Raw genomic sequence first — 25,665 nt, forward strand, 5'->3', positions numbered from 1 at the left:
AAGGGGGCGGCGAATATTACTCTTCGCTAAACCACTCGCTATTTTCCTGACGAATAAGCTGCACGGATTCGCTGATCTCCTGCAGATGCAGCGTCATCGCTTTTTCCACGCCGTCCGCATCGCGTTTTTCAAGCGCGCTGAAAATATCATGATGCTGTCGAAGCAGCATTTCCGGCGGGGAGACGTGATCGAGGCTCATGTAGCGCACGCGGTCAATGGTGGCCTTGATGTTCTCGATGGTGTCCCAGGCCAGTTGGCAATCGGCAATCTGCGCCAGTTTCTGGTGGAATTCATCATCAAGCTGGAAGAAGTCATTCAGCTGCTTGCGGTCAATGGCAATGCGCTGCTGGTGCAGGTTCTGCTCCAGCAGGTAACACTGGTTGTCGTTGATAAGCGTTGCGGCACGGCGCGCCACCGCGCACTCAATGGCCTGGCGAACGAAACAGCCGTTGCGTACCTGAGAGAGTGAAATTTTATTCACGTAGCTGCCGCGCTGCGGGCGGATCTGAATCAGCCCGTTCTCGGCAAGCTTAATAAACGCTTCACGCACCGGCTGACGGGAAACGTCAAATCGCACGGACACCTCTTTTTCAGAAAGCGGCGTTCCCGGTGGGATCAGGCAATGGACAATATCACGTCGCAAAATGCGATAGATTTGCTGGTTTACGGGCTGGGTGGGATTGAGTTGCGATTCAGCGGCCATGAGTTGTCATTTCTCAGAGAGTTAGCCTGAACATACTACCATTCTTTTAGGGCCCGAAACAGACCCGGCCCGCAGGCCGGGTAGGGCAGGTTTAGCCACGATGGACGCTAAGTCCGGCAAAACTCTGGCTGACTGGCATCATTTCTACGGTATTGATGTTGACGTGTTTTGGCAGCGTCGCCACCCACCAGACCGTTTCGGTCACATCTTCCGGCGTCAGCGCGTTAGCATTTTCGTAGGTTTTGCCCGCTTTCGCGTCATCGCCTTTGAAACGCACGTTGGAAAACTCGGTGCCGCCCACCAGGCCCGGCTCGATATCGGTGACGCGAATGGCGGTGCCGTGCAGATCGGTACGCAGGTTAAGGCTGAACTGGCGCACAAACGCCTTCGTCGCGCCATAGACGTTGCCGCCCGCGTAAGGCCAGCTCCCGGCGGTTGAGCCAATATTGATAATGTGGCCGCGGTTGCGCTCGACCATGCCAGGCAGCACCGCGCGGGTCATATAGACCAGCCCTTTGTTGTTGGTGTCGATCATGTTTTCCCAGTCTTCAACGCTGGCTTTGTGCGCGGGCTCCATGCCCAGCGCCAGACCGGCATTGTTGACCAGCACGTCGATGGCGCGCCATTCGGCGGGCAGGTTGGCAATCATCTCTTCAATGGCCGCGCGGTTACGCACGTCCAGCTGCGCGGTCAGGATGCTGTCGCCTAATTCGTCTTTCAGCTCCTGCAGGCGCTCCTGACGACGGCCCGTGGCAATAACCTTGTGCCCGTTGGCGACGAAGCGACGCGTGATGCTTTCACCAAAACCTGCCGTTGCCCCGGTAACTAAAATAATCATCTCACTGTTCCTCAACGCTTTTTGTGTTGTACTAACATAGCACGGCCGCAGAGGGTGCGTTAAGGCAACATTTGTATGACGGCGTTGCAGGGGATGGCGGCCTGGCCTACTCTGGGAGGATACCCGTACTCAGGAGCGAAAGATGACGGCCACGAATCCCTTTTTTGACATCAGCCTGTTGCCCTATCAGGCCCCCCATTTTAATGAAATCAACGACGGCCACTATCGCCCGGCCTTCGATGAAGCGCTTCGCCAGAAGCGGGCGGACATTGACGCCATTGTTTCTCAGGCCGCTGCGCCTGACTTCACCAACACCGTGCTGGCGCTGGAGAAAAGCGGCGCCATGCTCTCGCGCGTCAGCAGCGTGTTCTTCGCCATGACCTCCGCGCACACCAATGCGTACCTGCAGGAGCTTGAGGAGCAGTTCTCCACCGAGCTTGCCGCGCTGGCGAACGATATCTGGCTGAATGACGTGCTTTTCGCCCGCGTGGAGAGCGTTTGGCAGGACCGTGCCGCGCTGGACGCCGAATCCCGTCGGCTGGTTGAGGAGACCTGGCAGCGGTTTATTCTGGCGGGCGCGCGTCTCAATGAAGCAGAAAAAGCCGAGCTGAAGGCGCTGAATACCGAGGCGGCCACCCTGACCAGCCAGTTTAACCAGCGTCTGCTGGCTGCCGATAAGACGGGCGGGCTGGTGGTGGATTACGCGCACCAGCTTGACGGGCTCAGCGCCAGCGAGATCGCCGACGCGGCGCAGTCTGCCGCGGAGCGAGGGCTAAACGATCGCTGGCTGATCCCGCTTCTGAACACGACCCAGCAGCCCGCGCTTTCCGCGCTGCACAATCGTCAGACCCGCGAAAACCTGTTCAACGCGGGCTGGACGCGCACCCAGAAAGGGGATGAAAACGACACTCGCGAGCTGATCCTCCGCCTTACGGCGCTACGTGCGCGGCAGGCCCGCCTGCTGGGCTTTGAGGATTACGCCAGCTGGAGTATCGCCGACCAGATGGCGAAAACCCCGGACGCCGCGCTGACCTTTATGCGAGGCATTGTGCCTGCCGCCCGCGCCCGTGCAGAGCGCGAGCAGGCCGATATTCAGAACGTCATTGATGACGAGCAGGGCGGTTTCACCGTGCAGGCCTGGGACTGGGCCTTTTATGCAGAGCGCGTGCGCCAGGCAAAATATGCCCTCGATGAATCGCAAATCAAACCCTATTTTGCGCTCAATACCGTATTGCAGGATGGCGTCTTCTGGGCAGCCAGCCAGCTGTTTGGCATCCGCTTTGTGGAGCGCTTCGATATCCCGGTGTATCACCCGGACGTTCGGGTCTGGGAAATTTTCGACCACACCGGTGAGGGCATGGCGCTGTTTTACGGCGACTTCTTTGCCCGCGATTCCAAGCAGGGCGGGGCGTGGATGGGGAATTTCGTCGAGCAATCCTTCGAGCTTGCTGCTCGTCCGGTGATCTACAACGTCTGTAACTACCAAAAACCGGCTAACGGCGGCGTCGCGCTTCTCTCCTGGGATGACGTGATCACCCTGTTCCACGAGTTCGGCCATACGCTGCACGGCCTGTTTGCCAGCCAGCGTTTCGCCACGCTTTCCGGCACCAATACGCCGCGTGATTTCGTTGAATTTCCGTCGCAAATCAACGAACACTGGGCCAGCCATCCACAGGTGTTTACCCACTATGCCCGCCATTACGAAACTGGTGAACCGATGCCGGACGCGCTGCGGGAAAGCATGCTCAACGCGACCCATTTCAACAAGGGTTATGACATGACGGAGCTGCTGGCTGCCGCGCTGCTGGACATGAACTGGCACGGCATCGGTGAGGCCGTTTCGAGCGTAGACGCGTTTGAAGCGGCAGCACTGAAAAAAGAGGGGCTGGATCTGCCCGCCGTACCGCCGCGCTATCGCAGCAGCTATTTTGCCCATATTTTTGGCGGCGGCTACGCGGCGGGATATTACGCCTACCTGTGGACGCAAATGCTCGCTGACGATGGCTATCAGTGGTTCATCGAACAGGGCGGCCTGACGCGTGAAAACGGGCAAAAATTCCGCGAGGCGATTTTGTCCCGTGGTAACAGCACGGATTTAGCTGAGCTGTATCGCAGCTGGCGCGGGCACGATCCGAAGATTGAACCGATGCTGGAGAATCGCGGGCTGAGCGAATAGAGTCAGTCTCGTCAGAAAAAAGAACCGGGCTTTACGCCCGGTTTTTTATACGCCTGTAACCGCTTCAGCCAAAAAGTGTCTTAATATGCGTTCTATATAAATAAAACGGTGAGGTTAAACGTCACTCCTATCGGTATATTTAATTTACCGAGTTTAGGCAGTAAAAGAGTTAATGATTAATAATTTGATCTGGGTTGTAAAAATTACATATTCTTTAGCTTCAGGGTTTTAGCTATAAATTTTTATTATTAAATGCCGATAAATGAAGATGGCATAAAATTGACGTAATAGCCGTTAAGAAGGCGAATGATGACCCTACCGTTGAACAATCCAGATTTTATGGATGCCGAGCCTTCTAAAGGCCTGATAAATAAAACCTTTACCTATATTGTCACGTTGTTGATAAGTATTTTCATTGCGGCAATAATTTCCCTGCTAATAATAAAAGGTAATGTTAATGAAATCAGCGACAAGCACGATGAATTTTTGTTAAGGAAAGCCCTGGATACCCGCCAGGAAAGCATGCGAAGCCATTTAAAAGACAATGCTGAGTGGGGAGATGCCTACAAACATCTTCATCTGAACACCGACGTTCACTGGGCATGGGATAAGCAAAACCTGGGTAAATCCCTCTATGACAACTTTGGCTACGAAGGGGTGTTTGTTCTCTCCCCTCAAGGGAGCACGCGATACAGCGTGGTTGACGGGAAACTGAAGCTTCAGGATCTGGAACGCTGGTTAGATAAATCAACAAAAGACCGTTTACTCCGCGATGTGAGCATAAAAAAGGGATTGCCGGTTTCTATGCTAACGCTTATCGATTCCGTTCCAGCCATTGTTTCTGCGGAATGGATAACGACGGGCGATGATACGAGCGTGCAACCCTTACCGGGGAAAGCTTCGACGATGGTGTTTATAGACAAGCTAACGGCTAAAAAACTCTTCACCATTGGGCAGGATGCCGGAGTCAAAAATGTTCGTACTTCACCCGATACAGTCACTTCTCAAATAAACAATCAGACAGAATTTACCTTAAGCACCCAGAATGGTGATGTGCACATTATCTGGGACAGCGAAAACCCCGGCCAGGCGTTGATTATTTATTTTTTACCCTTACTCATCCTTTCCGTCATTCTGACGGTATCGATGACGGTTATTCTCATGCGCCATATTATGCAGAAGGCGAGAATGCTTGACGAAAATACCTTTCTCCTCGAGCAGGCGCGGTTGAATCTCATCACGAGTGAAAAACGATTCCGGGACGTCAGTGAAACAACCAGCGACTGGTTCTGGGAAACAGATTTATCGTTAAAGATAACGTGGCTTTCAGGCCGTTTTTCTATAGTGACGGGATATGAAAATAGCGAATGGATAGGCCGCAGGTTGGATGAACTCTTTCCCTCTACAAGCGGATTATTACATGGCTGTGTCAGCCGCCGCGAGTTAACTGAACGCTTTGAATTCCGGAACTGTCCTTATACTCACGCGCAACAATCCACGTCCTATTGCACGCTTCTGGCAAAGTTTTCTGCTCAGCCTGATGGAACGGTGGTTTTGCGAGGCGCGGCAACCGACGTCTCTCAGGAAGTTGAAGCAACAAAACGGGTGGAGTTCCTGTCACGCCATGATGAATTAACCGGTCTGCCGAACCGGTATCATATTAAGGAGTTTCTGGCAGGCCAGTTCGCTAAAGACGGCGTCAATCATTATCCCTTCGCCATGATTTGCCTCGATTTAGACAAGTTTAAACCCGTTAATGATATTTTTGGGCATTCCACGGGCGATGCTCTGCTTGGCGAGGTCGCTTTACGGCTTAAAAACTGCGTTCGTCGAGGTGATTTTGTCGCAAGGCAGGGAGGGGATGAATTTATGCTCCTCCTCGGCAACACCAGCCAAACAGAGCAGATTGAGGAGGTGTGTCACCGCATCGTGCAAGAACTTAACCGTCCTTTCTCCATTGACGGCAATGACGTGGCGATAGGCGTAAGCATGGGTATTGCGCTGGCTCCCCAGGATAGCAGCAGCGCAAACGATCTTTTACGCTATGCGGATATTGCCCTTTACCAGGCGAAACAATCTGGAAGAAACCGATGGGTCTATTATCGCCCGGATATGTCTGAAAAGTTGACCGAACGGAGAAAACTGGAATTAGAACTGAAGACCGCAATTCGCGAAGAGCAACTCTACCTGGTTTACCAGCCGCGTTATAACCTCCGATACTCGAAAATAGATGCCGTCGAAGCGCTGGTACGTTGGAAGCACCCGCAGCGAGGGACTATGATGCCCGATCAGTTCATCACGCTGGCGGAAGAAACCGGGCTGATTATTAACCTCAGCAACTGGGTCATACGCACAGCGTGCGCGGAGACAAAAGATAACTTGCCGGGGTTATCGGTATCCGTAAATATTTCTGCTATCGAATTTCAGGCAAGCGATCTTGCCGAAAGGATAAAAGAGATACTCCACGAAACAGGGCTTGAAGCTAACCGTCTGGAAATAGAAGTGACTGAAAATGTCACGCTTTCCGATCCTGAAAAAACCTTGCAGACCATGAAGTCTCTCAAAAAAATGGGCGTCCGCATTCTGATTGACGACTTCGGTACCGGCTATGCATCCCTGAGCTATCTCCGGAAGTTTCAGTTTGACGGGCTCAAGCTCGACAAGAGCTTTATTTTTACCCTGGGCGATTCGCCCCAGAACCAATCAGTCGTAGAGAAAATTATCGATCTCGGTAAAGCCTATTCGATGGCGGTAACCGCAGAAGGGGTGGAGACCGCCGAACAGCTCTCTTTCCTTAAAAAAAATAAGTGTGATGAAGTTCAGGGCTACTTGCTCGGAAAAACGGCCGCCATTACCGATCTCAATTTAAACGCAAACGTACTGAATGTTTAAACGCGTTTATTCAGCCCTGACTCAGGGATGCGTCAACAAAAAAACCGGGCTTCTCGCCCGGTTTTCTATCTTACGACCAGTACCGGACATTTCGCATGCCGCACCACTGCCGCAGCGTTTGAACCCAACAGATATGTTGATATGTCAGGCTTGTGGGAGGCGATGATAATCAGGTCGGCGCCGATCGTGTCAGCGAGCTTAAGGATTTGATCCTTAGGGGATCCCGTCACGGCGTGAGTCTGAATCTTGTCTGCAGGGATTTTAAATTGCTTAACAATTTCATCCAGCCTTGCTAAGGCCGCGTGCTGGAACTCTTTCATCTTCGGCATTTCTACGGAGTAGGCCAAACCTAATGATGAATAATAAGGAAGCGATGGAATAACGGTAAGAAAGTGGACTTTGGCGGTGTTAAGGGCGGTATGTGCCTGAACGAACGGGATAACCATATGTGTCAGGCTATCCTCGGAAATATCAATTGGAACCAAAATTGTGTTGTACATGTGTCCCTCCTGAGTGTTTTTTGCACAACTCAGGTTAAACCGTTAATTCCAGCAAAACAGAGAGCACGCTGTCATAACGGGTACAAATTTCAGTTCTGTGATTTAGGTACAGTCGAACCTGCCTGTTATTCCGTCGTGACGATGAACATTCTCGCTTCCTGGGCGAGCTGGCGTTCAGCCTTAATCGGCGCATATTTTTCCGAATGATAGAAGGCAAGAGCCTGATCTAGCGTCGGGAATTCAAAAATGCCTGCATAGGGTAACGGCTCAACTTCGCCTTCCAGTACCTGTGTAACAGCTCCAAAATGAACAATTTTACCTCCTGCTTCCTCTAATGCTGACGTGAAGCGAGGGGCCAGGCTGGCCTGTCTGGCAGGGTCAATAATGCGTAAGTTGATATGAACAAAGGCTGGCATAGCCGTTCCTTAAACATGATTAATAGTGTATATACACTATTAAGTTTAGCATTGCTTGTCGAGATGAAATGATGAACAACATTGATGTCGCGCTGTTGAAGACCATTCCGGATGTCTGCCCGGGGTTTCAGGCGCGCGCTACCGCTCGGTCTATTACACGCTATTACAACGCCTGCTTTAGACCTTTTGATCTGACCGCCGAGCAGTTCAGTCTGTTGGTCGGCATTGGGGGTTCCCCGAATGAAACCGTTGCTGAACTCGCCGCCAGAGCAGGGGTGGATGCGACAACGCTGAGTCGAAATATCCGTAGTCTGGAATCCCGGGGCATTATTGACTCGGCTGGAGGCCGTGGACGTGCCGGAAAACGACTCACGCTGACGGGTGAAGGCTGGCGTCTGCTTGAAGAGGTCATCCCGGTATGGCAGTCAGCTAAGGAGAAATTGTCCCATCTGATGGGCAGCGAACAGCTCAGCCTGACGACGGAGATGATGAGACAGCTGGCTAAAACCAGTGCTGCCTTATGAAGCTTTCCGCGTTATTGTCTGTGACCGTGCAAAACGGCAAAGGCTATACCGGGCGTCATGCCCGGTAATATACTTATATTGCATGACAGCTGACGGAGGCGATAATTTTATTCCCGCCCATATTACCCATAATCAGATCGAGTAATTTTCGGTATTCCTCCCGGGTCATCACCTCCGCCCGAATTTCAGTTTTACCTTCTGTCTGCGCCGTTGCGGAATAAATCGCTTTCAGACTTAGCGTCAGCTCTTTGGCCATGTTTACGACGCTCTGCCGCACCGCATCTTCATGCTCATCATTGCAGGTGATTTTCAGTACATAGCATTTTTCGCCTTCATGGAGCACGGGCAGTTGATTAATTCGCTGCGCGGCTTCGCGTAGCAATATGTTGGCACAGAGAATAATTACGCTGGCCATGGCGGCATTCCAGAACTGGCCTAATCCGCACAGCACGCCAATTCCGGCCGAGCACCACAGCGTTGCGGCAGTATTCAGACCACGAATATTCATTCCTTCACGCATAATGACGCCAGCGCCAAGAAAACCAATTCCGGAGACGATCTGCGCTGCGATACGCCCCGGGCTATCAGGAGAGGTAGATACCGAACTCAAAATGAACACCGCCGCGCCCGTAGCAACCAGTGCATTGGTACGAAGCCCGGCCATACGCTGGCGCCACTGTCTTTCCGCGCCAATAATTGCGCCCAGCAGCATCGCTGCGAGCAGATGAGAGATATAAGGGAACATCAGCCTGTCGCCTGTTAACGTTATTAAATAATAAGCGTCAGTGCTTTGCTAAGCACATCATAACGCCGTTTAAATGCTAAGCGTGTCAGGACGACGGTGGCGGAAAGAGTGAATGTGTAAACATGAACATCGCGATGCCCCACAAATTGAGCGGTTTTACTATTTCGGGACACAATCGCTTAAAGAGGATTGCTGCCCACCGTTTAAGGTAAGCAGCGAGAAAATTGCGCTAGCTTACCTTCGTATCGACTATAAAATAACTTTCCAACGAAGGACTCCTGTGAAAATTTATTGCCAGTATAGACAGGCAAGATAATGAGTAAAGCGAAAAAACAGCCTCCGTTATGAATTGTTTAAGTTCGGAGGACATGTTTTTTAAGACGTCATCTGATTTTCAAAAATACCCGGTATACTACATTTCCTTTTTTACAGGCGATAACAGACAAAGGCAGGCAGTATGTCTCTTCGTTCGCTGCGGGCATTATGCCTGACAAGTTTTTTCATTGCGGATGTCCGCGATGGACTCGGTCCTTTTCTCGGTATTTTTCTGACCGAACGCCACTGGACACCCGATGATATCGGCATCCTGATGACGGCAGGTGGGCTGGCGGGACTACTCGCTACGCTGCCGGCGGGATTCATCACCGACACCTCACGCAGCAAGCGGACCGTTCTGGCGCTGGTGTGCCTGCTCATCACCCTTAGCACGCTCCTGCTGTGGTTTAGCCAGCAGAGCGGTGTTGTCGCAGTTTCGCAAATCGTCACCGGTATCTGCGCGGCATTTGTGGGGCCGCTGATCGCCGGGATTACGCTGGGGCTGACCGGCCAGAGCGGGTTCAGCGCGCAGATGGGCAAAAATGAGGCGTTCAATCACGGCGGCAATTTTGTCACCGCGCTGATTGCGGGCGGCATTGCCTGGTACTGGGGCGTAGGCGGGATTTTCCTGCTGATGACCTGTACCACGCTGTTAACGCTGTGCGCGCTGCTTGCTATCCGTAACGGGGATATTGATAACGACGCGGCGCGCGGGCTGTCCTCTTCCACGAGCCTGCCGGTCCCCGGCTTTGCCGTGCTGATTAAAAACCGGGCGCTGTTTGTCACCGGGCTGACGCTGCTGCTGTTTCACCTGGCGAACGCCGCGCTGCTGCCGATGCTGAGCATGAGGGTGGCCGCGGCACCCGCCTCGATCAACCCCGGGTTGTACGCGGCAGGCACCGTCATCATCTCTCAGGCGGTGATGATCCCCGTTGCCATCTGGGTCGCCCACCGAATAGACCGCTACGGCTACTGGCGCTTGATTATGCTGGCGCTGCTGGTGATGCCGGTGCGCGCGGCGCTGGCGGCGTCTACGGACGCGCCGTTAATGATGATCCCGGTACAAATCCTCGACGGGCTGGCCGCAGGGATCCTGGGGGTGGTGGTGCCGTCGTTTATCGTGGTGCTGTTGCGCGGAAGCGGGCACGTCAATGCCGGGCAGAGCGTGGTGATGCTGATGCAGGGGGTTGGGGCATCCATGAGTCCGGCGTTAACCGGCACGATTGCGGGTCATTACTCCTTTGCGGCGGCATTCAGCGTCCTGAGCGCGATTGCGCTGGTGGCCGTCCTGCTCTGGTGGTGCTTTGCGCACCGGACCTGGGAAACAGACAGTACGCCGGGTGGGGCATAGCCGCCACCCGGCGTCACGCTTATGCCAGTTCGTTAGGGCACGCTTCGCCCTTTTCCAACTGCTGCAGGTTACCCAGCGTGGTTTCTGAAATGCTGATCAGCGCTTCGGCAGTCAGAAACGCCTGGTGTCCGGTAAACAGCACGTTATGGCAGGCAGACAGGCGGCGGAACACGTCGTCCTGGATCACATCATTAGACTTGTCTTCAAAGAACAGATCGCGTTCGTTCTCATACACGTCCATCCCCAGCGCGCCGATTTTCTGGGTTTTCAGCGCTTCGATAGCGGCCTGAGAGTCAACCAGCCCACCGCGGCTGGTGTTGATGATCATCACGCCATCTTTCATCTGGTCAAACGCCGCCTGGTTGAGCAGGTGGTAGTTTTCCGGCGTCAGCGGGCAGTGCAGGGAGATCACGTCGGACTGCGAGAACAGGGTCGGCAGGTCGACGTATTCCACGCCCAGATCCAGCGCAGCTGCGCTCGGGTACGGATCGAACGCCAGAAGACGCATGCCGAAGCCTTTCAGAATGCGCAGGGCAGCCACGCCAATTTTACCGGTGCCGATCACGCCCGCGGTTTTGCCGTACATGGTGAAGCCGGTCAGCCCTTCCAGCGAGAAGTTGGCGTCACGGGTACGCTGATAGGCGCGGTGAATACGACGGTTGAGAGACATCATCATGCCAATCGCATGTTCCGCCACCGCTTCCGGGGAATACGCCGGGACGCGCACCACCTTCAGACCGAGCTCTTTCGCCGCGTCGAGGTCCACGTTATTAAAGCCCGCGCAGCGCAGGGCGATGTACTTCACCCCCTGTTTTTTCAACTCTTCCAGCACCGGACGACTGCCGTCGTCGTTAACAAAAATGCAGACGCCTTCACAGCCGTGCGCCGTTTTGGCGGTTTTTTCGGACAGCAGAAAGTCGAAAAATTCAAGCTCAAACCCGTAAGCCTCGTTAACATGTTGCAGATACTTTTTGTCGTACTGCTTTGTGCTATATACCGCGAGTTTCATAAGACTTTCTCCAGTGATTTTGCATCCACGTTAGCATGATTAAAATTATCTTACAATTTCTAAAATATTATTGAATTCAATAAGTTCTATCAATTATTCTAGAGCATCTATCCTTAAAAATGGCATTCCCTTCAACTGACTGGCTAAACATGCGACAATGATCGGCACTGCCGGCTTAATTCTTTCGCTAAATCAGGATATTAACTGCCCATGAAGGGTAAATACAAAGCCGCTCTTGCGCTTTTACTGCTGTTCATATTGTTGCCGCTGACGCTGCTGATGACGCTCGCCCAGTGGGTACCGACGCTCGCCGGGATCTGGCTGCCCGTCGGGACGCGCATCGCATTCGAAGAGAGTCCGAAACTGACTCGCCACGCGCTGGCGATCCCCGATCTTCGCTATCTGGTTGAAGACTGCGAAATTGCCCGCATCGATAACGTGACGCTGTCACATCCGAGCCGCTGGAAGCTTGATATCGGCGCGCTGGATCTTAACTCCGTCTGTCTGAGCAAAATCCCCCAGTCTGCGCCCTCAACGGTCGCCCCCAAAACGCTGGCACAGTGGCAGGCCGTGTTACCCAATACCTGGCTCACGATTCACCGTCTGACGCTTTCGCCCTGGCAGCAGTGGCAGGGCGAACTTCATGCATCGCTGACCCCGTCCATTCAGGAGATCGCCTATAAAGGCGAGCAGGTCAGCATTAAAGGCACGCTTCGCGGTCAGACGCTCTCGGTCAGCCTGTTCGATGTACAGCTCCCGGACCAGCCGCAGCCGATTAAGCTGGTGGGCGAGTTTACCCTGCCGCTGGTACCGGATGGCGTGCCGGTGAAAGGCCACGCGGTCGCGACCTTTAACGTGCCACAGTTAACGTCTCTGGTCGATGCCGATCTGGACTGGGAAGACAACCAGGGACAGCTGGTGGTGATGGCGCGGGACAACCCCGATCCGCTGCTCGACCTACCGTGGCAGGTCACGGCGGAGCAGCTGAACATCAGCGACGGGCGCTGGAACTGGGATCTTTCCGGTATGCCGCTGAGCGGGCGCGTGTCCCTTCGCGCGGACAACTGGCAGCAGGGGCTGGATAAAACCACCCTGACCGGACGACTGAATGTGCTTACCCACGGTGACGCGGGGAAAGGCAACGCGGTCTTGAATATTGGGCCCGGTAGGCTCGGCATGGAAAACAGCGACATGCCCCTGTATCTCAGCGGCGAGGCGAAGCAAAACGATCTCATTCTTTACGCCAAATTGCCCGCCACGCTGACCGGCAGCCTGTATGAGCCGCAGCTGGCCTTTGAGCCGGGCGCGCTGCTCCGCTCGCGCGGGCGCATCATTGACTCACTCGATATTGATGAAATCCGCTGGCCGCTGGCGGGCGTGAAGCTGACGCAGAAGGGCGTGGACGGCCGTTTACAGGCGATTCTGCGCGCCCATGAAAACAAGATGGGTGATTTTGAACTCCACCTGGACGGCCAGGCCAACGACTTTTTACCTGATAACGGCCTGTGGCAATGGCGCTACTGGGGCAAAGGCGGTTTTACGCCGATGCATGCCCGCTGGGATGTCGCCGGGAAAGGCGAGTGGCGCGACAACCTTATTGAGCTGACGGCGCTCTCCACCGGTTTTGACAGGCTTCAGTACGGTACGATGGAGGTCAGCAAGCCGCGTCTGGTGCTGGATCAACCGGTGCGCTGGCTGCGTGACCCCGATAAACCGTCCCTCAGCGGCGCGCTGTCGCTCAACGCCGGGCAAACCCGTTTCTCCGGCGGCAGCGCGTTGCCGCCCTCGGTCCTGACCTTCAGCGTCGACGGCACCGACCCGACCATTTTTCAGTTTAAGGGCGACCTCCATGCGGACAAAATCGGCCCGGTACAGGTGAACGGTCGCTGGGACGGCGTACGTCTTCGCGGGCAGGCCTGGTGGCCGAAACAGTCCCTCACCGTCTTCCAGCCGCTGATCCCGCCGGACTGGAAAATGACGCTGCGCGACGGGGAACTTTACGCGCAGGTCGCCTTCTCGGCGGCGGCCGATCAGGGCTTTGAAGCGGGCGGGCACGGCGTGCTGAAATCCGGCAGCGCCTGGATGCCGGATAACCAGATTAACGGCGTCGATTTTGTGCTGCCGTTCCGCTTCAGCGAGGGAACCTGGTCCCTCGGCACGCGCGGGCCGGTCACGCTGCGCATCGGCGAAGTGGTAAACCTGGTGACCGCACGCAACATTACCGCCGATCTACAGGGGGATTATCCCTGGACGGAGGACAATCCGCTGCTGCTCACCAACGTGAAGGTGGAAACCCTCGGCGGGAAGATCACCATGCAGCAGCTGCGGATGCCACAGCACGATCCGGCCCTGCTGCGCGTGGACAATATCTCCTCCAGCGAGCTGATTAGCGCCGTTAATCCGAAACAGTTTGCCATGTCAGGGCCGGTGAGCGGGGCTCTGCCGTTCTGGCTGGACAATGAAAAATGGATCATTAAAGATGGCTGGCTGACCAACCCGGGGCCAATGACGCTACGTATCGACAAAGATACGGCAGACGCCATCGTGAAGGATAATATGGTTGCGGGCGCGGCGATTAACTGGCTCCGCTATATGGAAATTTCGCGTTCGTGGACGAGAATCAATTTAGATAACCTGGGTGAATTAACCATGCAGGCGACCATCAAGGGGACCAGCCGGGTGGATGGCAAAAGCAGCTCCGTCAACCTGAACTATACCCATGACGAGAATGTCTTTACCCTCTGGCGCAGCCTGCGTTTTGGGGACAACCTGCAAACCTGGTTTGAGCAACATGCGGCGATACCTGCTCCCCGCAGTTCGACTGGCAAGGAAAGTGAGGAACAACAATGAAAAAGATGGCTGGTGTGCTCACCGTTGCCGTTGCCGCGCTACTGACCGGCTGTACGCCGCGTATTGAAGTCGCTGCGCCAAAGGAGCCGATTACCATCAATATGAATGTCAAAATCGAACATGAGATCCATATTAAGGTCGATAAAGACGTTGAAACTCTGCTGAAATCGCGCAGCGATCTGTTCTGAGGATGCCATGAAACGATTAGCTCTGATTTTACTGGCGCTGGGGATGAACGTGCAGGCGGCTGCGCTGACCTTGAACGATGCCCGGGCGCAGGGGCGCGTGGGGGAAACCCTCAGCGGCTATCTTGCCCCGATTCAACAGGATGCGGAAACGCTGGCGCTGGTCAATCGTATCAATGCGGCACGCACGGAAAACTACCAGAAGCTGGCTGACAGCAATAATTTGCCGGTCGATGAAGTGGCCAAAATGGCAGGTCAAAAGCTGGTTGCCCGCGCGCAGCCGGGCGAATACGTGAAGGGTATTAACGGAAAATGGCTCAAAAAGTAGTTAGCGGTAGCGCCTGCGGTATTCACCCGGCGAGACGCCAAAACGCTGCTTAAACGCCGTTGAAAAATGGCTATGGTCGGTGAAACCCCAGCTGTAGCCAATGCCCGCCAGCTTTTCATCATCACCGGCAGCGCGCAGTACCTGCGCACACAGATCCAGACGACGGTTTTTGATGTACTGCGCCACCACCAGCCCCTTTTCCGCAAACATGCGATAGAGGCTGCGCACGGACATACCGCTCTCGGCGGCAATCCATTCGGGGCGCAGTGATTCAGACTGAATATGGTCGTCAATCAGCGCGACTACATGCAGGAACTGGCGTTCCTTGCGCGGCTGAATGATTTCACGCTGCTGGAAAGCGGGGCGCAGCAGGCAGATCATCGCTTCGAGCGCCGCTTCACTCTCCCGGTCACTCAGGTCGGCATTGCTCATGCTCTCCATCAGCAGGCGATGGCTCAGCTGTACCGTGGGCAAGGTGCGGGAAAGGGCGGTCGCGCAGCTTATCTCCTGGAAACGACACTGCTGCTCAATAATCTGGCGGGGAACCAGCAGCGAAATCTGGCGGGATTTTTCCCGCCAGTTGATCGAGCAGGGACGCGACGCGTCAATCAGCGTGATATCACCGGTTCTGAGTACCGCCCGACGCTCAACCTGTTCAATTTCCGCGCTGCCTTCAAGCTGGAACACGGTATAGAACCAGGCATCGTTACTCTGCGTAATCTCCTGACGGGAGCGGAACAGGTTAACGCCGCCTGCGGTCACGGTGCTGAGCTTCAGGCTGCGCGCATAGCTGGTCTCCAGCTCGCCGAAGAACTTCCCCTCGGTGGGCTGCGCGTTAAAACGCCCGCAAACCTGGTTAATTTGCGCCAGCCACTGCTGATACTGTTCCTGCTCGCTTGCACACGCCATCGTTTCTCTCACTGCTCCGTCAACGTTTTCGCATTGTTGCATTTGTGTTGCATTTTGTCAGAGCTATGAGGCTGACTATAGGAAAGAACACTCACCGGTAACAGCGATATAAGCGGCAATTATCGCGATTTGCGGAGCCTGTCACAGGTGGCAAAGCGAATGTCACAGAGACAAAAGCGAGAATGCAAAACCCCACTTAGACTGGATGGACACCCTGCGAAGAATAACGAAGGAGTATCCTATGTCTGAATCACAGGTGGCCATTCAGCCTGCCGTACAACAATTTTTAGACCGACAGCACGGCCTGTGGATTGAAGGGCGTCAGGCAGTGTCGGACAGTGAAAAGCGGCTGAACGTCTTCAACCCGGCCACGGGCGAGGTCATTGCCTCAACTGCCGATGCCAGCGTCGATGACGTTGACCGCGCCGTCATGTCCGGCTGGCGCGCGTTTGTCGCCCGCAGCTGGGCCGGAAAACTGCCGGCGGAGCGCGAGCGGATCCTGCTTCATTTCGCCGATCTGGTCGAACAGCACAGCGAGGAGCTGGCCCAGCTTGAAACGCTGGAGCAGGGCAAATCCATTAACATTTCCCGCATGTTTGAAGTCAGCTGCACCCTGAACTGGATGCGCTATACCGCCGGGCTGACCACCAAAATTTCGGGTAAGACTCTCGACCTTTCCATCCCGCTGCCGCAGGGTGCCCGCTATCAGGCGTGGACGCGTAAGGAGCCGGTTGGCGTGGTGGCCGGGATTGTGCCCTGGAACTTCCCGCTGATGATCGGGATGTGGAAAGTGATGCCTGCGCTGGCCGCGGGCTGCTCTATTGTCATCAAGCCGTCAGAGACCACGCCGCTGACCATGCTGCGCGTGGCGGAACTGGCAAGCGAAGCGGGCATTCCGGATGGGGTGTTCAACGTGGTAACCGGGAGCGGCGCGGTGTGTGGCGCAGCGCTGACCTCGCATCCGCATATTGCAAAGGTGAGCTTTACCGGCTCAACGGCGACGGGTAAGCAAATCGCCCGCGCGGCGGCGGATACGCTAACCGGGGTGACCCTGGAGCTGGGTGGGAAAAACCCGGCTATCGTACTGAAAGACGCGGACCCGGCGTGGGTGATCGAGGGCCTGATGACCGGCAGCTTCCTGAACCAGGGGCAGGTGTGCGCGGCGAGCTCGCGCATCTACATTGAAGCACCGCTGTTTGACACGCTGGTCAGCGGGTTTGAGCAGGCGGTGAAATCCCTGAGCGTCGGGCCGGGCATGTCGCCGGAAGCGTTTATCAACCCGCTGGTGTCGCGCGCGCACTGTGACAAGGTGCAGACCTTCCTTGATGAAGCCAAGTCGCGCAACGCGGACCTGATCGTCGGTAACCGGGGGCCGGAAGGCAAAGGCTATTACGTTTCGCCGACGCTGGTGGTGAACCCGGATGCCTCACTGCGCCTGACGCGTGAAGAGGTGTTTGGCCCGGTGGTCAACGTGGTGCGCGTCGCCGACGGGGAAGAGGCGCTCCAGCTGGCAAACGACAGCGAATATGGCCTGACGGCCAGCGTCTGGACGCAGAATATCAGCAAGGCGCTGGAGTACACCGACAGGCTGCAGGCGGGCACCGTCTGGGTGAACAGCCATACGCTGATCGACGCCAACCTGCCGTTCGGCGGCATGAAGCAGTCCGGCACCGGGCGTGACTTTGGCCCGGACTGGCTGGACGGCTGGTGTGAAACCAAGTCGGTTTGCGTGCGGTATTAAAAACGCTGCCGGGTAACGCTGCAGTTACCCGGCAGGCTTTAACCCGGCGGCTATTTTAATGCTGCGGCGATGACCGATGGAATAGCGTCAAACGCCTGCGCAACGCCTTTAGTCCGGATCTCCTCACCGCGCGTCGCCCCTTCGGCACGAACGAATTCCACTCTGTCGATGCCCAGAAAGCCAAAAAATTTCTGCAGGTATCGCTCCTGAAAATCCATGTCTTCGATTGGCGTACCGTGATATATCCCGCCGCGGGTTGAAACGACGACAATTCTTTTGCCGGTCGCATGCCCCACCGGACCCGTCGGGGTATAGCTAAAGGTTTTTCCCGGCTGGGCCAGTCGATCTAACCAGGCTTTAAGCTGCGTTGAGACGGAGAAGTTATACATAGGCGCACCTATCACGATGAGGTCGCTATTGAGAAATTCGTTCACAAGCGCCTCGGACAGCTCGTGTTCACGGACGTCTTCAGCCGTAGCGTCCGTGGCTACCCGCAGCGGCCGGAAGCCTGCAGCAACGGTGCCGGTGAGATGGGCGATGGGGGTTTTAACGACGTCGCGATAGACCACCCTATCTGACGCGAGCTGGCGAACCACCTCTGCCGTCAGTTGACGTGAAAGTGAGAACTCGCCGTTAATGCTTGAATCTATATGCAGGATATTCATTTTTTTGTTTCCTTTGCGTCGGTCTGGGTTGCTTGTTCGATAAACTGGCTGACGGCTTCCGGGTGGGAAATCATCGACATATGGCTGCTCTTAATACGCAGGACGGTGGCATTCATGGCGCCGGCAAGCTGCTGCTGGACGCCGGGAGAAAGGGCGCGATCGTCTTCGGTTATCAGATACCATGAGGGTTTTTCGCGCCAGGCGGCATGTTCTACCTTCTCGCTAAAGGCGTTTGCCGCGATGGGCTGCTGCGTTGCCGTCAGCAGCTTTACGCGTTTAAGAGGCAGGTCATTGGCCATCGTGCGCTGATAGGCATCGGGATCGTCCAGCCAGATCAGCCCTTTTTTATCCGGGCGCATGTCGGCCATCGGGGCGTTAAGCCGGGTAAGAAGAGAGGTGACCGATTCACCGCTGTCGGGGGCAAGGGCGGAGAGAAAAACCAGCTTTTTCACCTTCGGGTTATTGCCTGCCTGAGCGATGACCGCGCCAGCCCAGGAGTGGCCGACAAGGACCACTTCCCCTTGCTGACGGTCAATGACACGCTCAGTGGCGGCGACGTCATCTTTCAGCGAGGTCAGGGGGTTCTGCACTGCCGTGACGTGATAGCCCCGGGTCTGCAATCGGTCTATCACTTCCTGCCAGGCGGAACCATCGGTAAAGGCACCGTGCACGAGGATGATGTTATTAATCCGCGCCTGTACAGGCTGCGATGCAGCCATGCAAAGCAAAGAGAGAAGAACGGGCAAGCGTGTCGGTTTCATAGGCGTGACGTAATTTCCTGAGAGACGTTGAAGCACAGTGTAACGAGAGGCGCAAAGAAGCTTGTAGTGTCTGAAATGACGGTTAACATACGAAATCAGACATTTTATTCGGGCCTGAATCATGAGAATTGGCATTTTAGCGTTACCCGGAAGTATGAAATCCGCCGTGGCAGGGCTCTGCGACATGTTCTGGCTCGCTAACGAGGTGATTTCCCAGCAGCCGGACGGCGCGGGCATATCGCCATTTGAGGCTGTCATCATTACGGCGGAAGGAAAGCCGGTCCCGGACGCGCAGGGTCGGCCGATCGAGACCGATGGGAGCTTTTCAACCGGGGGAACCTTCGACCTCGTGATTGCCTGCGGGATGAAGCTTGACGAGCAGAAACGCCCGGTCTCGCTAGCGGCGGTCCACGAGGCTGGCATATGGCTGCGCGACCAGTATGATAAAGGCGCGATGCTTGCGGGAGCCTGTGCCGGTGGGTTGGTTCTCGCCGAGGCGGGGGTACTCAATGGGCGGGCATGCACGACGACCTGGTGGCTTTACCATACTTTCCGCCAGCGTTATCCGCTCAGCAAACCCGTCTGGGGTAAAGCGCTGGTGCAGGACGCGCGGGTTATCACCTCCGGCGGCCCGCTCTCGTGGGTTGACCTGGCGCTGCATATCATCCGTCTGCATGCGGGGCAGAAGCTGGCGCGTCTGACGGCCGATATGGCCGTGGCTGACAGCCAGCCGTTGTCTCAGCAGGTTTACGCGCCAGCAGGTTTTTTAAATTCGGTACATCCGATGATAATGAAGGCGGAACATATCGTTCGGTATGAAAATCCGGCGATTACCGTAGAGCAGCTTGCCCGGGCGCTGAATATGACCACTCGTACCCTTCACCGAAAAATGGCGGAGGAGATGAATGAAAGCCCTAAAAACTTTTTGACGCGCATGCGCATTGAAAAGGCGATGCGTCTTCTGGAGCAGCCGGGGTACGTCATAGCGCAGATTGCTGGCGATTGCGGTTACGCTGACGACACGGCGTTCAGGCGCGCTTTCACTGGCGTGACGGGAATGTCGCCCGGCCAGTATCGCAAGTGGATTGCCGGGCGTCATGCGGAATAGTCGCCGTTCTCAGCGGCATACTCGATCTCGCCCGGCCTCCTTCGCCCGATACAGCGCCGCATCGGCGCGGGCGATGATCTCGGTGCCCGCTAACCCTTCCGCCATGCTCGCAATCCCCATGCTCACGGTGACATGGTCGCTAACGGTTGACGCGCTGTGCGGTATGGACTCCGCGCGCAGGCCGTCCTGAATGCGTAGGGCCACCTTTTCAGCGATGTTTTCCGGGCAGTTAAACAGGATCACCACGAACTCCTCGCCGCCGTAGCGTGACACCACATCGTCAGGCGTTCGCACCGACTGCTTCAGCACCCGCGCCACGCGCGTCAGGCAGTCGTCACCCGCCTGGTGCCCGTAGGTGTCGTTGTAGCGTTTGAAATAGTCGATATCCAGCATAATCACCGAGAAGGTTTTTTTCTGCTCAACCGCGTTCTCCAGCACCACTTCCATTTTCCGGCGATTGGCGGTTTTGGTTAACGGATCCTGATGCGCCAGCGCATCCAGCCTGGAGATCAGCAGCTGATTTTGCTGGTTACGTCGCCAGGCCTCGTCAAACCAGCTCAACAGGATGAAACGCCCGCAGATCAGGATCAGCGAAAACACGCTCCAGATAACGACGAAGTGAAGGTTGAGGCCATCGTTCCGTATCCAGCTTGCTATCGGCAGGGTGATCCAGAGCGGGAGAACAAAGGCGAGCAACCCTTCAGGATAAAAATAGAGCGCCGTTAAGCCCGCGAGTAATAAAATAACGCACAGCGGCCAGACGTGCGGGAGCAGCAGCTGGGTGATAAACCAGAAGCAGGAGACCGACCAGATAGCGCTGCAGATAAACAACACCACGCTGATACCGGCGATGCGCCGCCAGGCCATGAGGATCAGCGCCGCGGAGAGGATGATAATGCCGAGCATGGAGGCATCGACCATTCTCGTCAGCTGCGGCGAGTGGGGATAAAGGGGATCGCTGGTATTAAGCAGGACGTGTCGCAGCAGGATCATCAGAGCGAAGCTGATATTGACGAAGGCCAGCCACGGCAGGTTCATCGCCAGCCCGTGCATGACCATGGCATGGCGCGTTGGCCAGGTTGCCCGTTCAAGTGTCGGTTTTTTTCTTTTTTCCATTGACGCTTTTTACCCTGTCTGGCTAACACGTGAAGCAGGAAAGGGCGGACGAACCGCCCTTTGCGTGCACCGTTACGGTGTCACAATGTTAAACCAGAAATCAAACTTGTCCATATAGCTAAGCATGGCATCAAGTTTCGCGCTGTCGCCAGTAATTTTAATATTTCCGCTGTCCTGGGCCTGTTTCAGCGTAACCTCCTTGAGAATGATTTTATTCAGGGTGTCACGGTTAAGCGTCAGCGTAGCGTCCGCCTCTTTTGCTTCTGCGTTCGCCGTGTGGTTCAGCACGCCGTTTTCCAGCTCAAGTTTGTACTTCCCGCCATCGCTACCTAAATCAATGTTAAACACCGATTTAGCCTCACCGGCTTTCTGACCGTCGATATGGACAGCCAGATAGTCGAAGAACATCTCTGGCGTCATCGCGCGTACCGTATCCGGGCTTGCGGTATTCGGCGTTGGACCTTTCACCACGCCGTTACGCAGCTCCTGCGCACCGGTCAGGTAGAAGTTACGCCACGGACCGGACTCAGCCTGATAGCCAAGCTGTTCCAGCGCATCCGCTTCCAGGTTACGTGCCGCCTGGTTGTTGGGATCGGCAAAGACCACTTTGCTGACCACCTGCGCCACCCAGCGGTAGTTCCCCTGGTCGAAGTCGGTTTTCGCCTTGTTGAGGATGGCATCCGCGCCGCCCATATACTCCACGAATTTCTTCGCGGCTTCTTCAGGCGGCAGTTCATCCAGCGTCGCCGGGTTGCCGTCAAACCAGCCCAGATACAGCACATAGGTGGCTTTTACGTCATGGCTTACCGAGCCGTAATAGCCGCGGTTAGCCCAGGTATGCGCCAGTGAATCCGGGAGCTTGAAGTTCGCAGCGATTTCGTCGCGCGTCAGCCCTTCGTTCGCCATACGCAGCGTCTGATCGTTGATGTAACGATAGAGGTCACGCTGGCTTTTCAGCAGCTTGACCACGTTTTCGTTGCCCCAGGTCGGCCAGTGGTGCTGCGCCATGATGATTTCGGCCTTATCACCCCAGCGCACAATCGCCTGGTTGATGTATTTCGACCACGGCAGCGGCTCGCGGATTTTGGCCCCGCGCAGCGAGTAGGTGTTGTGCAGGGTATGGGTCACGTCCTCAGCGGATTCAATCAGCTTTTTCTCTTCGATATACCAGAGCATTTCGGACGGCGCTTCGGATCCCGGTGCGAGCATAAAATCATAGGTCAGGCCGTCGATAACCTCTTTTTGCCCATCTTTCTCAATGATATTGGTCGGGGCAATCAGCGTGACCGTCCCGGCGGAGGTCGTTGTTCCAAGACCGGCACCCACCTGGCCTTTGGCGTCTGGCTTCAGCAGGTTGCCATACATATAGCTGGCGCGGCGGCTCATCACGTTACCCGCCATGATATTCTCGGCAACGGCCGCTTCCATAAACCCGGCAGGCGCGTAGACCTTCACTTTGCCGGACTTCACGTCGGCTTCATCCACCACGCCGCGCACGCCGCCATAGTGGTCAACGTGGCTATGGGTATAAATAATGGCGACGACCGGTTTTTTGCCGCGATTTTTAAAATAGAGATCCATCCCGACCTTCGCCGTTTCTGCCGACACCAGCGGGTCAACCACGGTAATGCCTTCTTTCCCTTCAATGATGGTCATATTTGACAGATCAAGATTTCGGATCTGATATACGCCGTCGGTCACTTCAAACAGGCCGCTAATATTAATCAGCTGAGATTGACGCCATAAGCTGGGATTAACGGAGTCCGGTGCTTTATCGCCTTCTTTAATAAACGAATACTGCTGTGGATCCCAGATAACATTGCCTTGTTCCCCTTTGATAATTTCCTGAGGAATAGGGGCAATAAACCCTTTATGGGCGTCCGTAAAATCGGTGTTGTCGGAGAAAGGAAGCTGATTAAACAGGGCATTATTGGCTTGTTGCGTTGCGGCCGTGGCATCCTTCGGGGCTTCTGCGGCATACGCGGAGCTAACGGAAATAACAAGTCCAGCCAGAGCAAGACTCCTGACGATCAAATTGAATTTCATCCTAACCTCTCAGTGGTGTATTACGTCGTTCGTTGAAACTTCGTGTCCTGGCTGAAAGTGGTTCAAGAAATGCAAGGGAAATAAACGAGGTAGAAATAACTATAATCGGGGAGAGGTATTCAGCAAGTAAATAGATGAAAAACCGGGCATTGCGCCCGGTGCGTTATTTATTTCTGTACGTCTTTCTTTTTCCCGAGCGTTGGCGTCTCGTCGAAGAAGTTCCACGGTTTAAGCAGGGTATGCACCCATTCCGTCGGCATGATCGGCCACTCCTCCGCGCGGGCGACGTGGGTGGTGCCGGTGGTCATCCAGACCACGTCATCCTGACCGTTCAGCGACTCATTATCCTTGCTGTACTGCCCCAGGCCCGTGTCGTGGATGGAGCGGTTCGGGAATTTTCCTTCCGGGTAAAGTTCATCCGGATGGTAACGGGTCACCCAAAGCTGTTTGTCCATAAAGCTGAGTCGATGGTAGATCCACTCGTCCGGGGCAAATTTCGCGCCGGTTGCCACCGGGTGCGTACCGCCCGCGTAAGGGATAATCTGGTATGAGACCGGGTTGCCCATGCGGTTCTCTTTACTTGTGTTGCTCAGCAGTCGAATGGTGCCCGGGTCGAATTTCTGCGCCGCCTGCTGCTCGGTATCAATATCGTACTGATTGATCTGCATGGTGCTGGTGCGCGGGCCACCGGCGGTATTCGGCTTCACTTCCGGATCCATGGCCACCAGCTTGTTGTTGATGCCGTCCACGTCCATATCAAGACGGAAGTTGTAGATGTGCTGGTGGGTGGTGCCCACGATGTTATGGTCGATCAGCGTGCCGTATTTTGTGTCGTCTTTGGCGGTGGCGTCGTGCATGGTTTTCGCCTGCACGCCTTTCACCGCTTCGATACCCGTCGCGCCGGCATCAATGCCGATGGTGCCATTTTCATGGAACACCCAGTCGAAGATGTAATCGTAGTTGCCCACGGTACTCACCCAGCGCACCACCAGCTCGCGGCGCTCGGCGCTGACGTTTGGCTGGCCCATCTCCTGATGTTTATATTCCGGCCCCGCGTAGCGCTCAAAAATGGCGATCGCGCGCGGGATCTCCATCGGCGCGCCGGTGTAATCCGGGATGGTTTCATTGAGCATCACGGCGTTGGACGGCACGTCTTTACCGCGTACCAGCGGTGAGGTCAGGGTGCCCATACCGTAGTCGCCGGAGTCGAGATAGGCTTTAAAGTACCAGCCCACGTCCGGATCGCCATAAGGGACGATCATGCCGCCGAGCGACCCCTGATACATAATCTGGCGCTTTTTGCCGTTGGCGTTATAAGTAACGGTTGAAATCATCGGGCCGACGCGGGAGTCCAGGCTCAGGTGGAAATCCCAGTTCTGCCAGTGCACCATATCCCCGGTGATGGTGTAGTTCTTGCCTTCCGGTTCGACGATCTCCAGGGGTTTCTTCACCGTTTCTACCCGGTCGCGGCCGTCATACGGGCGCGGGGCGAGCGGAACCGGGATGACCGGGCCTTCTTCGATCTTCTGAATTTTCTTCTGCTCAAGATCGACAACCGCGACCAGGTTCTCAATCGGGTGCGCCCAGTAGTTGCCGTCGCCGACATCCAGATAGCTCACTACCTTCAGCAGGCGATCTTCCTGCTTCAGGCCGTCTTTACCGTCGAAATAGCCGACGGTCAGCGGCGTGGTAATCACTTTTTTCGGGTCGGTGATGCCGTGTTTTTTAAGCACCTCGGCGAACTCTGTGCTCTCGTTGATAATCTGCTGAACCGCGGTGAAATCATCCAGCAGCACCATGCCGTGCGCGTCTTTCACCGGTTCCCAGCGCAGGATTTTTTTATCCTTCAGGTCCACCACGCTTTCGATAACGTGCTTTCCATCGAGCATGACGATCTTCGCCTGGCGAGGGGCATCCACTGCCGTACCGTTGAGCACAAAGTCCCACACTTTGGCTTTTTCAGGCTCTGCAAGGGCAATCTGGGTAAAGCGGGTATTTGGTTTAAAGTCCGCCGAGGCTTTGACTATCTCAACGGCCTGCTTAATTTCGTCCGCCGTTAGCGCGTTTAACGGGTGAGGGCGTTTTTCAACCAGGAAGGTCCGATCGAGGCCAGACTGGAAAACATCGTTGATGAAGGTATCGGAAATAAAGGCTTTCTTGCCTTTCATCACCACCGGCACCTCGAGCTTGAGGGTTTTACCGTTGACGATGGCGGTTTTTGCGCCCGGTTTGACCTTCACAAAGGCACCGTCTTTCGCAATGGTGAACATCTGTGCGTAATCATCCCACTGAACGTCCGCGCCAAAGTCCTGCAGCGTTTTGTCCATCGGGACCATATGCGCCTCGCTGCCGTGGGCGAAAACAGGGGATTGCCAGGCGCAACACAGCGCAACGGCCATGGCCAGCGCCGTTCTACGGGCAGAAAAAGAAGAATTGCTTCCCATCGTAGACCTCATCTTGTTGTGTTTATTGTGTTGTGACAGCCTT

Annotated in this window: 21 protein-coding genes; 9 read left to right on the forward strand and 12 right to left on the reverse strand. The window is 55.4% G+C overall.

The features are described from left to right. Positions 1-16: 16 nt before the first annotated feature. A complete protein-coding gene (locus AC2TE5_RS10465; protein ID WP_063145668.1) occupies positions 17-703 on the reverse strand; it encodes a GntR family transcriptional regulator in 687 nt (228 codons plus the stop codon). 91 nt (positions 704-794) lie between these two features. Then, positions 795-1,541 carry a bifunctional NADP-dependent 3-hydroxy acid dehydrogenase/3-hydroxypropionate dehydrogenase YdfG gene (gene ydfG, locus AC2TE5_RS10470; RefSeq protein ID WP_023311558.1) on the reverse strand — a complete coding sequence of 249 codons (747 nt, stop codon included), beginning with the start codon at positions 1,539-1,541 and terminating at the stop codon, positions 795-797. A 142-nt stretch (positions 1,542-1,683) separates the two neighbouring features. Here ydfG and dcp point away from each other — a divergent pair, with 142 nt between their 5' ends. Further along, on the forward strand, positions 1,684-3,717 hold the full coding sequence (gene dcp, locus AC2TE5_RS10475) for a peptidyl-dipeptidase Dcp (RefSeq protein WP_484613188.1): 2,034 nt from the start codon (positions 1,684-1,686) through the stop codon (positions 3,715-3,717). Between the two features lie 309 nt (positions 3,718-4,026). Continuing rightward, positions 4,027-6,609: a bifunctional diguanylate cyclase/phosphodiesterase gene (locus AC2TE5_RS10480; RefSeq protein ID WP_484613329.1), complete on the forward strand. Its 2,583-nt coding sequence runs from the start codon at positions 4,027-4,029 to the stop codon at positions 6,607-6,609. 65 nt (positions 6,610-6,674) lie between these two features. On the opposite strand, the gene uspF is transcribed toward AC2TE5_RS10480, so the two are convergent. After that, the gene (uspF, locus tag AC2TE5_RS10485) at positions 6,675-7,109 is read right to left on the reverse strand and encodes a universal stress protein UspF (RefSeq protein WP_213329444.1); all 435 of its coding nucleotides are present in this window, start codon (positions 7,107-7,109) and stop codon (positions 6,675-6,677) included. A gap of 125 nt (positions 7,110-7,234) precedes the next feature. Next, on the reverse strand, positions 7,235-7,525 hold the full coding sequence (locus tag AC2TE5_RS10490) for a DUF1330 domain-containing protein (RefSeq protein ID WP_121423590.1): 291 nt from the start codon (positions 7,523-7,525) through the stop codon (positions 7,235-7,237). A gap of 68 nt (positions 7,526-7,593) precedes the next feature. Here AC2TE5_RS10490 and AC2TE5_RS10495 point away from each other — a divergent pair, with 68 nt between their 5' ends. Then, positions 7,594-8,049 carry a MarR family winged helix-turn-helix transcriptional regulator gene (locus AC2TE5_RS10495; RefSeq protein ID WP_484613189.1) on the forward strand — a complete coding sequence of 152 codons (456 nt, stop codon included), beginning with the start codon at positions 7,594-7,596 and terminating at the stop codon, positions 8,047-8,049. A gap of 73 nt (positions 8,050-8,122) precedes the next feature. On the opposite strand, the gene AC2TE5_RS10500 is transcribed toward AC2TE5_RS10495, so the two are convergent. Continuing rightward, positions 8,123-8,794, reverse strand: a complete 672-nt coding sequence (locus AC2TE5_RS10500; protein ID WP_484613190.1) for an MgtC family protein — start codon at positions 8,792-8,794, stop codon at positions 8,123-8,125. 457 nt (positions 8,795-9,251) lie between these two features. Here AC2TE5_RS10500 and AC2TE5_RS10505 point away from each other — a divergent pair, with 457 nt between their 5' ends. Then, positions 9,252-10,460, forward strand: a complete 1,209-nt coding sequence (locus AC2TE5_RS10505; RefSeq protein WP_213329440.1) for an MFS transporter — start codon at positions 9,252-9,254, stop codon at positions 10,458-10,460. Between the two features lie 19 nt (positions 10,461-10,479). Here AC2TE5_RS10505 and AC2TE5_RS10510 read toward each other — a convergent pair whose 3' ends face one another. Further along, positions 10,480-11,469, reverse strand: coding sequence for a 2-hydroxyacid dehydrogenase (locus AC2TE5_RS10510; protein ID WP_008502392.1), 990 nt, complete (start codon positions 11,467-11,469; stop codon positions 10,480-10,482). Positions 11,470-11,679: 210 nt separating this feature from the next. Here AC2TE5_RS10510 and AC2TE5_RS10515 point away from each other — a divergent pair, with 210 nt between their 5' ends. The 3 genes from AC2TE5_RS10515 to AC2TE5_RS10525 are packed head-to-tail and all read left to right on the forward strand — an operon-like array spanning position 11,680 to position 14,832. Continuing rightward, positions 11,680-14,319, forward strand: coding sequence for a YdbH family protein (locus tag AC2TE5_RS10515; RefSeq protein WP_484613191.1), 2,640 nt, complete (start codon positions 11,680-11,682; stop codon positions 14,317-14,319). After that, positions 14,316-14,507: a YnbE family lipoprotein gene (locus AC2TE5_RS10520; protein ID WP_014169918.1), complete on the forward strand. Its 192-nt coding sequence runs from the start codon at positions 14,316-14,318 to the stop codon at positions 14,505-14,507. The genes AC2TE5_RS10515 and AC2TE5_RS10520 overlap by 4 nt, the downstream gene beginning before the upstream one ends. A gap of 7 nt (positions 14,508-14,514) precedes the next feature. After that, positions 14,515-14,832: a YdbL family probable chaperone protein gene (locus tag AC2TE5_RS10525; RefSeq protein WP_028017556.1), complete on the forward strand. Its 318-nt coding sequence runs from the start codon at positions 14,515-14,517 to the stop codon at positions 14,830-14,832. Here AC2TE5_RS10525 and feaR read toward each other — a convergent pair whose 3' ends face one another. Then, entirely contained in the window at positions 14,833-15,741 is a 909-nt protein-coding gene (feaR, locus tag AC2TE5_RS10530; RefSeq protein ID WP_484613192.1) for a transcriptional regulator FeaR, read from the reverse strand. 241 nt (positions 15,742-15,982) lie between these two features. On the opposite strand from feaR, the gene AC2TE5_RS10535 reads away from it, so the two are divergent. After that, positions 15,983-17,482 (forward strand): aldehyde dehydrogenase family protein, encoded by a 1,500-nt coding sequence (locus tag AC2TE5_RS10535; RefSeq protein WP_484613193.1) that lies wholly within the window; start codon positions 15,983-15,985, stop codon positions 17,480-17,482. A 50-nt stretch (positions 17,483-17,532) separates the two neighbouring features. Here the strand turns inward: AC2TE5_RS10535 and AC2TE5_RS10540 are convergent, their stop codons facing one another. Then, positions 17,533-18,147, reverse strand: coding sequence for an FMN-dependent NADH-azoreductase (locus AC2TE5_RS10540; protein ID WP_484613194.1), 615 nt, complete (start codon positions 18,145-18,147; stop codon positions 17,533-17,535). Continuing rightward, positions 18,144-18,908: an alpha/beta fold hydrolase gene (locus tag AC2TE5_RS10545; protein WP_484613195.1), complete on the reverse strand. Its 765-nt coding sequence runs from the start codon at positions 18,906-18,908 to the stop codon at positions 18,144-18,146. The genes AC2TE5_RS10540 and AC2TE5_RS10545 overlap by 4 nt, the downstream gene beginning before the upstream one ends. Before the next feature lie 121 nt (positions 18,909-19,029). Between AC2TE5_RS10545 and AC2TE5_RS10550 the strand changes: the two genes are divergently transcribed. Then, complete coding sequence (locus AC2TE5_RS10550) at positions 19,030-20,016, forward strand: GlxA family transcriptional regulator (protein ID WP_484613196.1); 987 nt, start codon at positions 19,030-19,032, stop codon at positions 20,014-20,016. Between the two features lie 9 nt (positions 20,017-20,025). Here the strand turns inward: AC2TE5_RS10550 and AC2TE5_RS10555 are convergent, their stop codons facing one another. From AC2TE5_RS10555 to tynA, 3 genes are all read right to left on the reverse strand, one after another. Then, on the reverse strand, positions 20,026-21,132 hold the full coding sequence (locus AC2TE5_RS10555; RefSeq protein ID WP_484613197.1) for a GGDEF domain-containing protein: 1,107 nt from the start codon (positions 21,130-21,132) through the stop codon (positions 20,026-20,028). A 72-nt stretch (positions 21,133-21,204) separates the two neighbouring features. Further along, a complete protein-coding gene (locus AC2TE5_RS10560; RefSeq protein WP_484613198.1) occupies positions 21,205-23,178 on the reverse strand; it encodes an alkyl/aryl-sulfatase in 1,974 nt (657 codons plus the stop codon). 167 nt (positions 23,179-23,345) lie between these two features. Further along, positions 23,346-25,622 (reverse strand): primary-amine oxidase, encoded by a 2,277-nt coding sequence (gene tynA / locus AC2TE5_RS10565; RefSeq protein WP_484613199.1) that lies wholly within the window; start codon positions 25,620-25,622, stop codon positions 23,346-23,348. Between the last annotated feature and the right edge of the window lie 43 nt (positions 25,623-25,665).

This window comes from Enterobacter sp. N5-15, assembly GCF_057221635.1.

Bases quoted from the DNA above. Each gene is read 5' to 3' on its own strand.
- AC2TE5_RS10465 (WP_063145668.1), bottom strand. From the start codon at position 703: ATGGCCGCTGAATCGCAACTCAATCCCACCCAGCCCGTAAACCAGCAA.
- ydfG (WP_023311558.1), bottom strand. From the start codon at position 1,541: ATGATTATTTTAGTTACCGGGGCAACGGCAGGTTTTGGTGAAAGCATC.
- dcp (WP_484613188.1), top strand. From the start codon at position 1,684: ATGACGGCCACGAATCCCTTTTTTGACATCAGCCTGTTGCCCTATCAG.
- AC2TE5_RS10480 (WP_484613329.1), top strand. From the start codon at position 4,027: ATGACCCTACCGTTGAACAATCCAGATTTTATGGATGCCGAGCCTTCT.
- uspF (WP_213329444.1), bottom strand. From the start codon at position 7,109: ATGTACAACACAATTTTGGTTCCAATTGATATTTCCGAGGATAGCCTG.
- AC2TE5_RS10490 (WP_121423590.1), bottom strand. From the start codon at position 7,525: ATGCCAGCCTTTGTTCATATCAACTTACGCATTATTGACCCTGCCAGA.
- AC2TE5_RS10495 (WP_484613189.1), top strand. From the start codon at position 7,594: ATGATGAACAACATTGATGTCGCGCTGTTGAAGACCATTCCGGATGTC.
- AC2TE5_RS10500 (WP_484613190.1), bottom strand. From the start codon at position 8,794: ATGTTCCCTTATATCTCTCATCTGCTCGCAGCGATGCTGCTGGGCGCA.
- AC2TE5_RS10505 (WP_213329440.1), top strand. From the start codon at position 9,252: ATGTCTCTTCGTTCGCTGCGGGCATTATGCCTGACAAGTTTTTTCATT.
- AC2TE5_RS10510 (WP_008502392.1), bottom strand. From the start codon at position 11,469: ATGAAACTCGCGGTATATAGCACAAAGCAGTACGACAAAAAGTATCTG.
- AC2TE5_RS10515 (WP_484613191.1), top strand. From the start codon at position 11,680: ATGAAGGGTAAATACAAAGCCGCTCTTGCGCTTTTACTGCTGTTCATA.
- AC2TE5_RS10520 (WP_014169918.1), top strand. From the start codon at position 14,316: ATGAAAAAGATGGCTGGTGTGCTCACCGTTGCCGTTGCCGCGCTACTG.
- AC2TE5_RS10525 (WP_028017556.1), top strand. From the start codon at position 14,515: ATGAAACGATTAGCTCTGATTTTACTGGCGCTGGGGATGAACGTGCAG.
- feaR (WP_484613192.1), bottom strand. From the start codon at position 15,741: ATGGCGTGTGCAAGCGAGCAGGAACAGTATCAGCAGTGGCTGGCGCAA.
- AC2TE5_RS10535 (WP_484613193.1), top strand. From the start codon at position 15,983: ATGTCTGAATCACAGGTGGCCATTCAGCCTGCCGTACAACAATTTTTA.
- AC2TE5_RS10540 (WP_484613194.1), bottom strand. From the start codon at position 18,147: ATGAATATCCTGCATATAGATTCAAGCATTAACGGCGAGTTCTCACTT.
- AC2TE5_RS10545 (WP_484613195.1), bottom strand. From the start codon at position 18,908: ATGAAACCGACACGCTTGCCCGTTCTTCTCTCTTTGCTTTGCATGGCT.
- AC2TE5_RS10550 (WP_484613196.1), top strand. From the start codon at position 19,030: ATGAGAATTGGCATTTTAGCGTTACCCGGAAGTATGAAATCCGCCGTG.
- AC2TE5_RS10555 (WP_484613197.1), bottom strand. From the start codon at position 21,132: ATGGAAAAAAGAAAAAAACCGACACTTGAACGGGCAACCTGGCCAACG.
- AC2TE5_RS10560 (WP_484613198.1), bottom strand. From the start codon at position 23,178: ATGAAATTCAATTTGATCGTCAGGAGTCTTGCTCTGGCTGGACTTGTT.
- tynA (WP_484613199.1), bottom strand. From the start codon at position 25,622: ATGGGAAGCAATTCTTCTTTTTCTGCCCGTAGAACGGCGCTGGCCATG.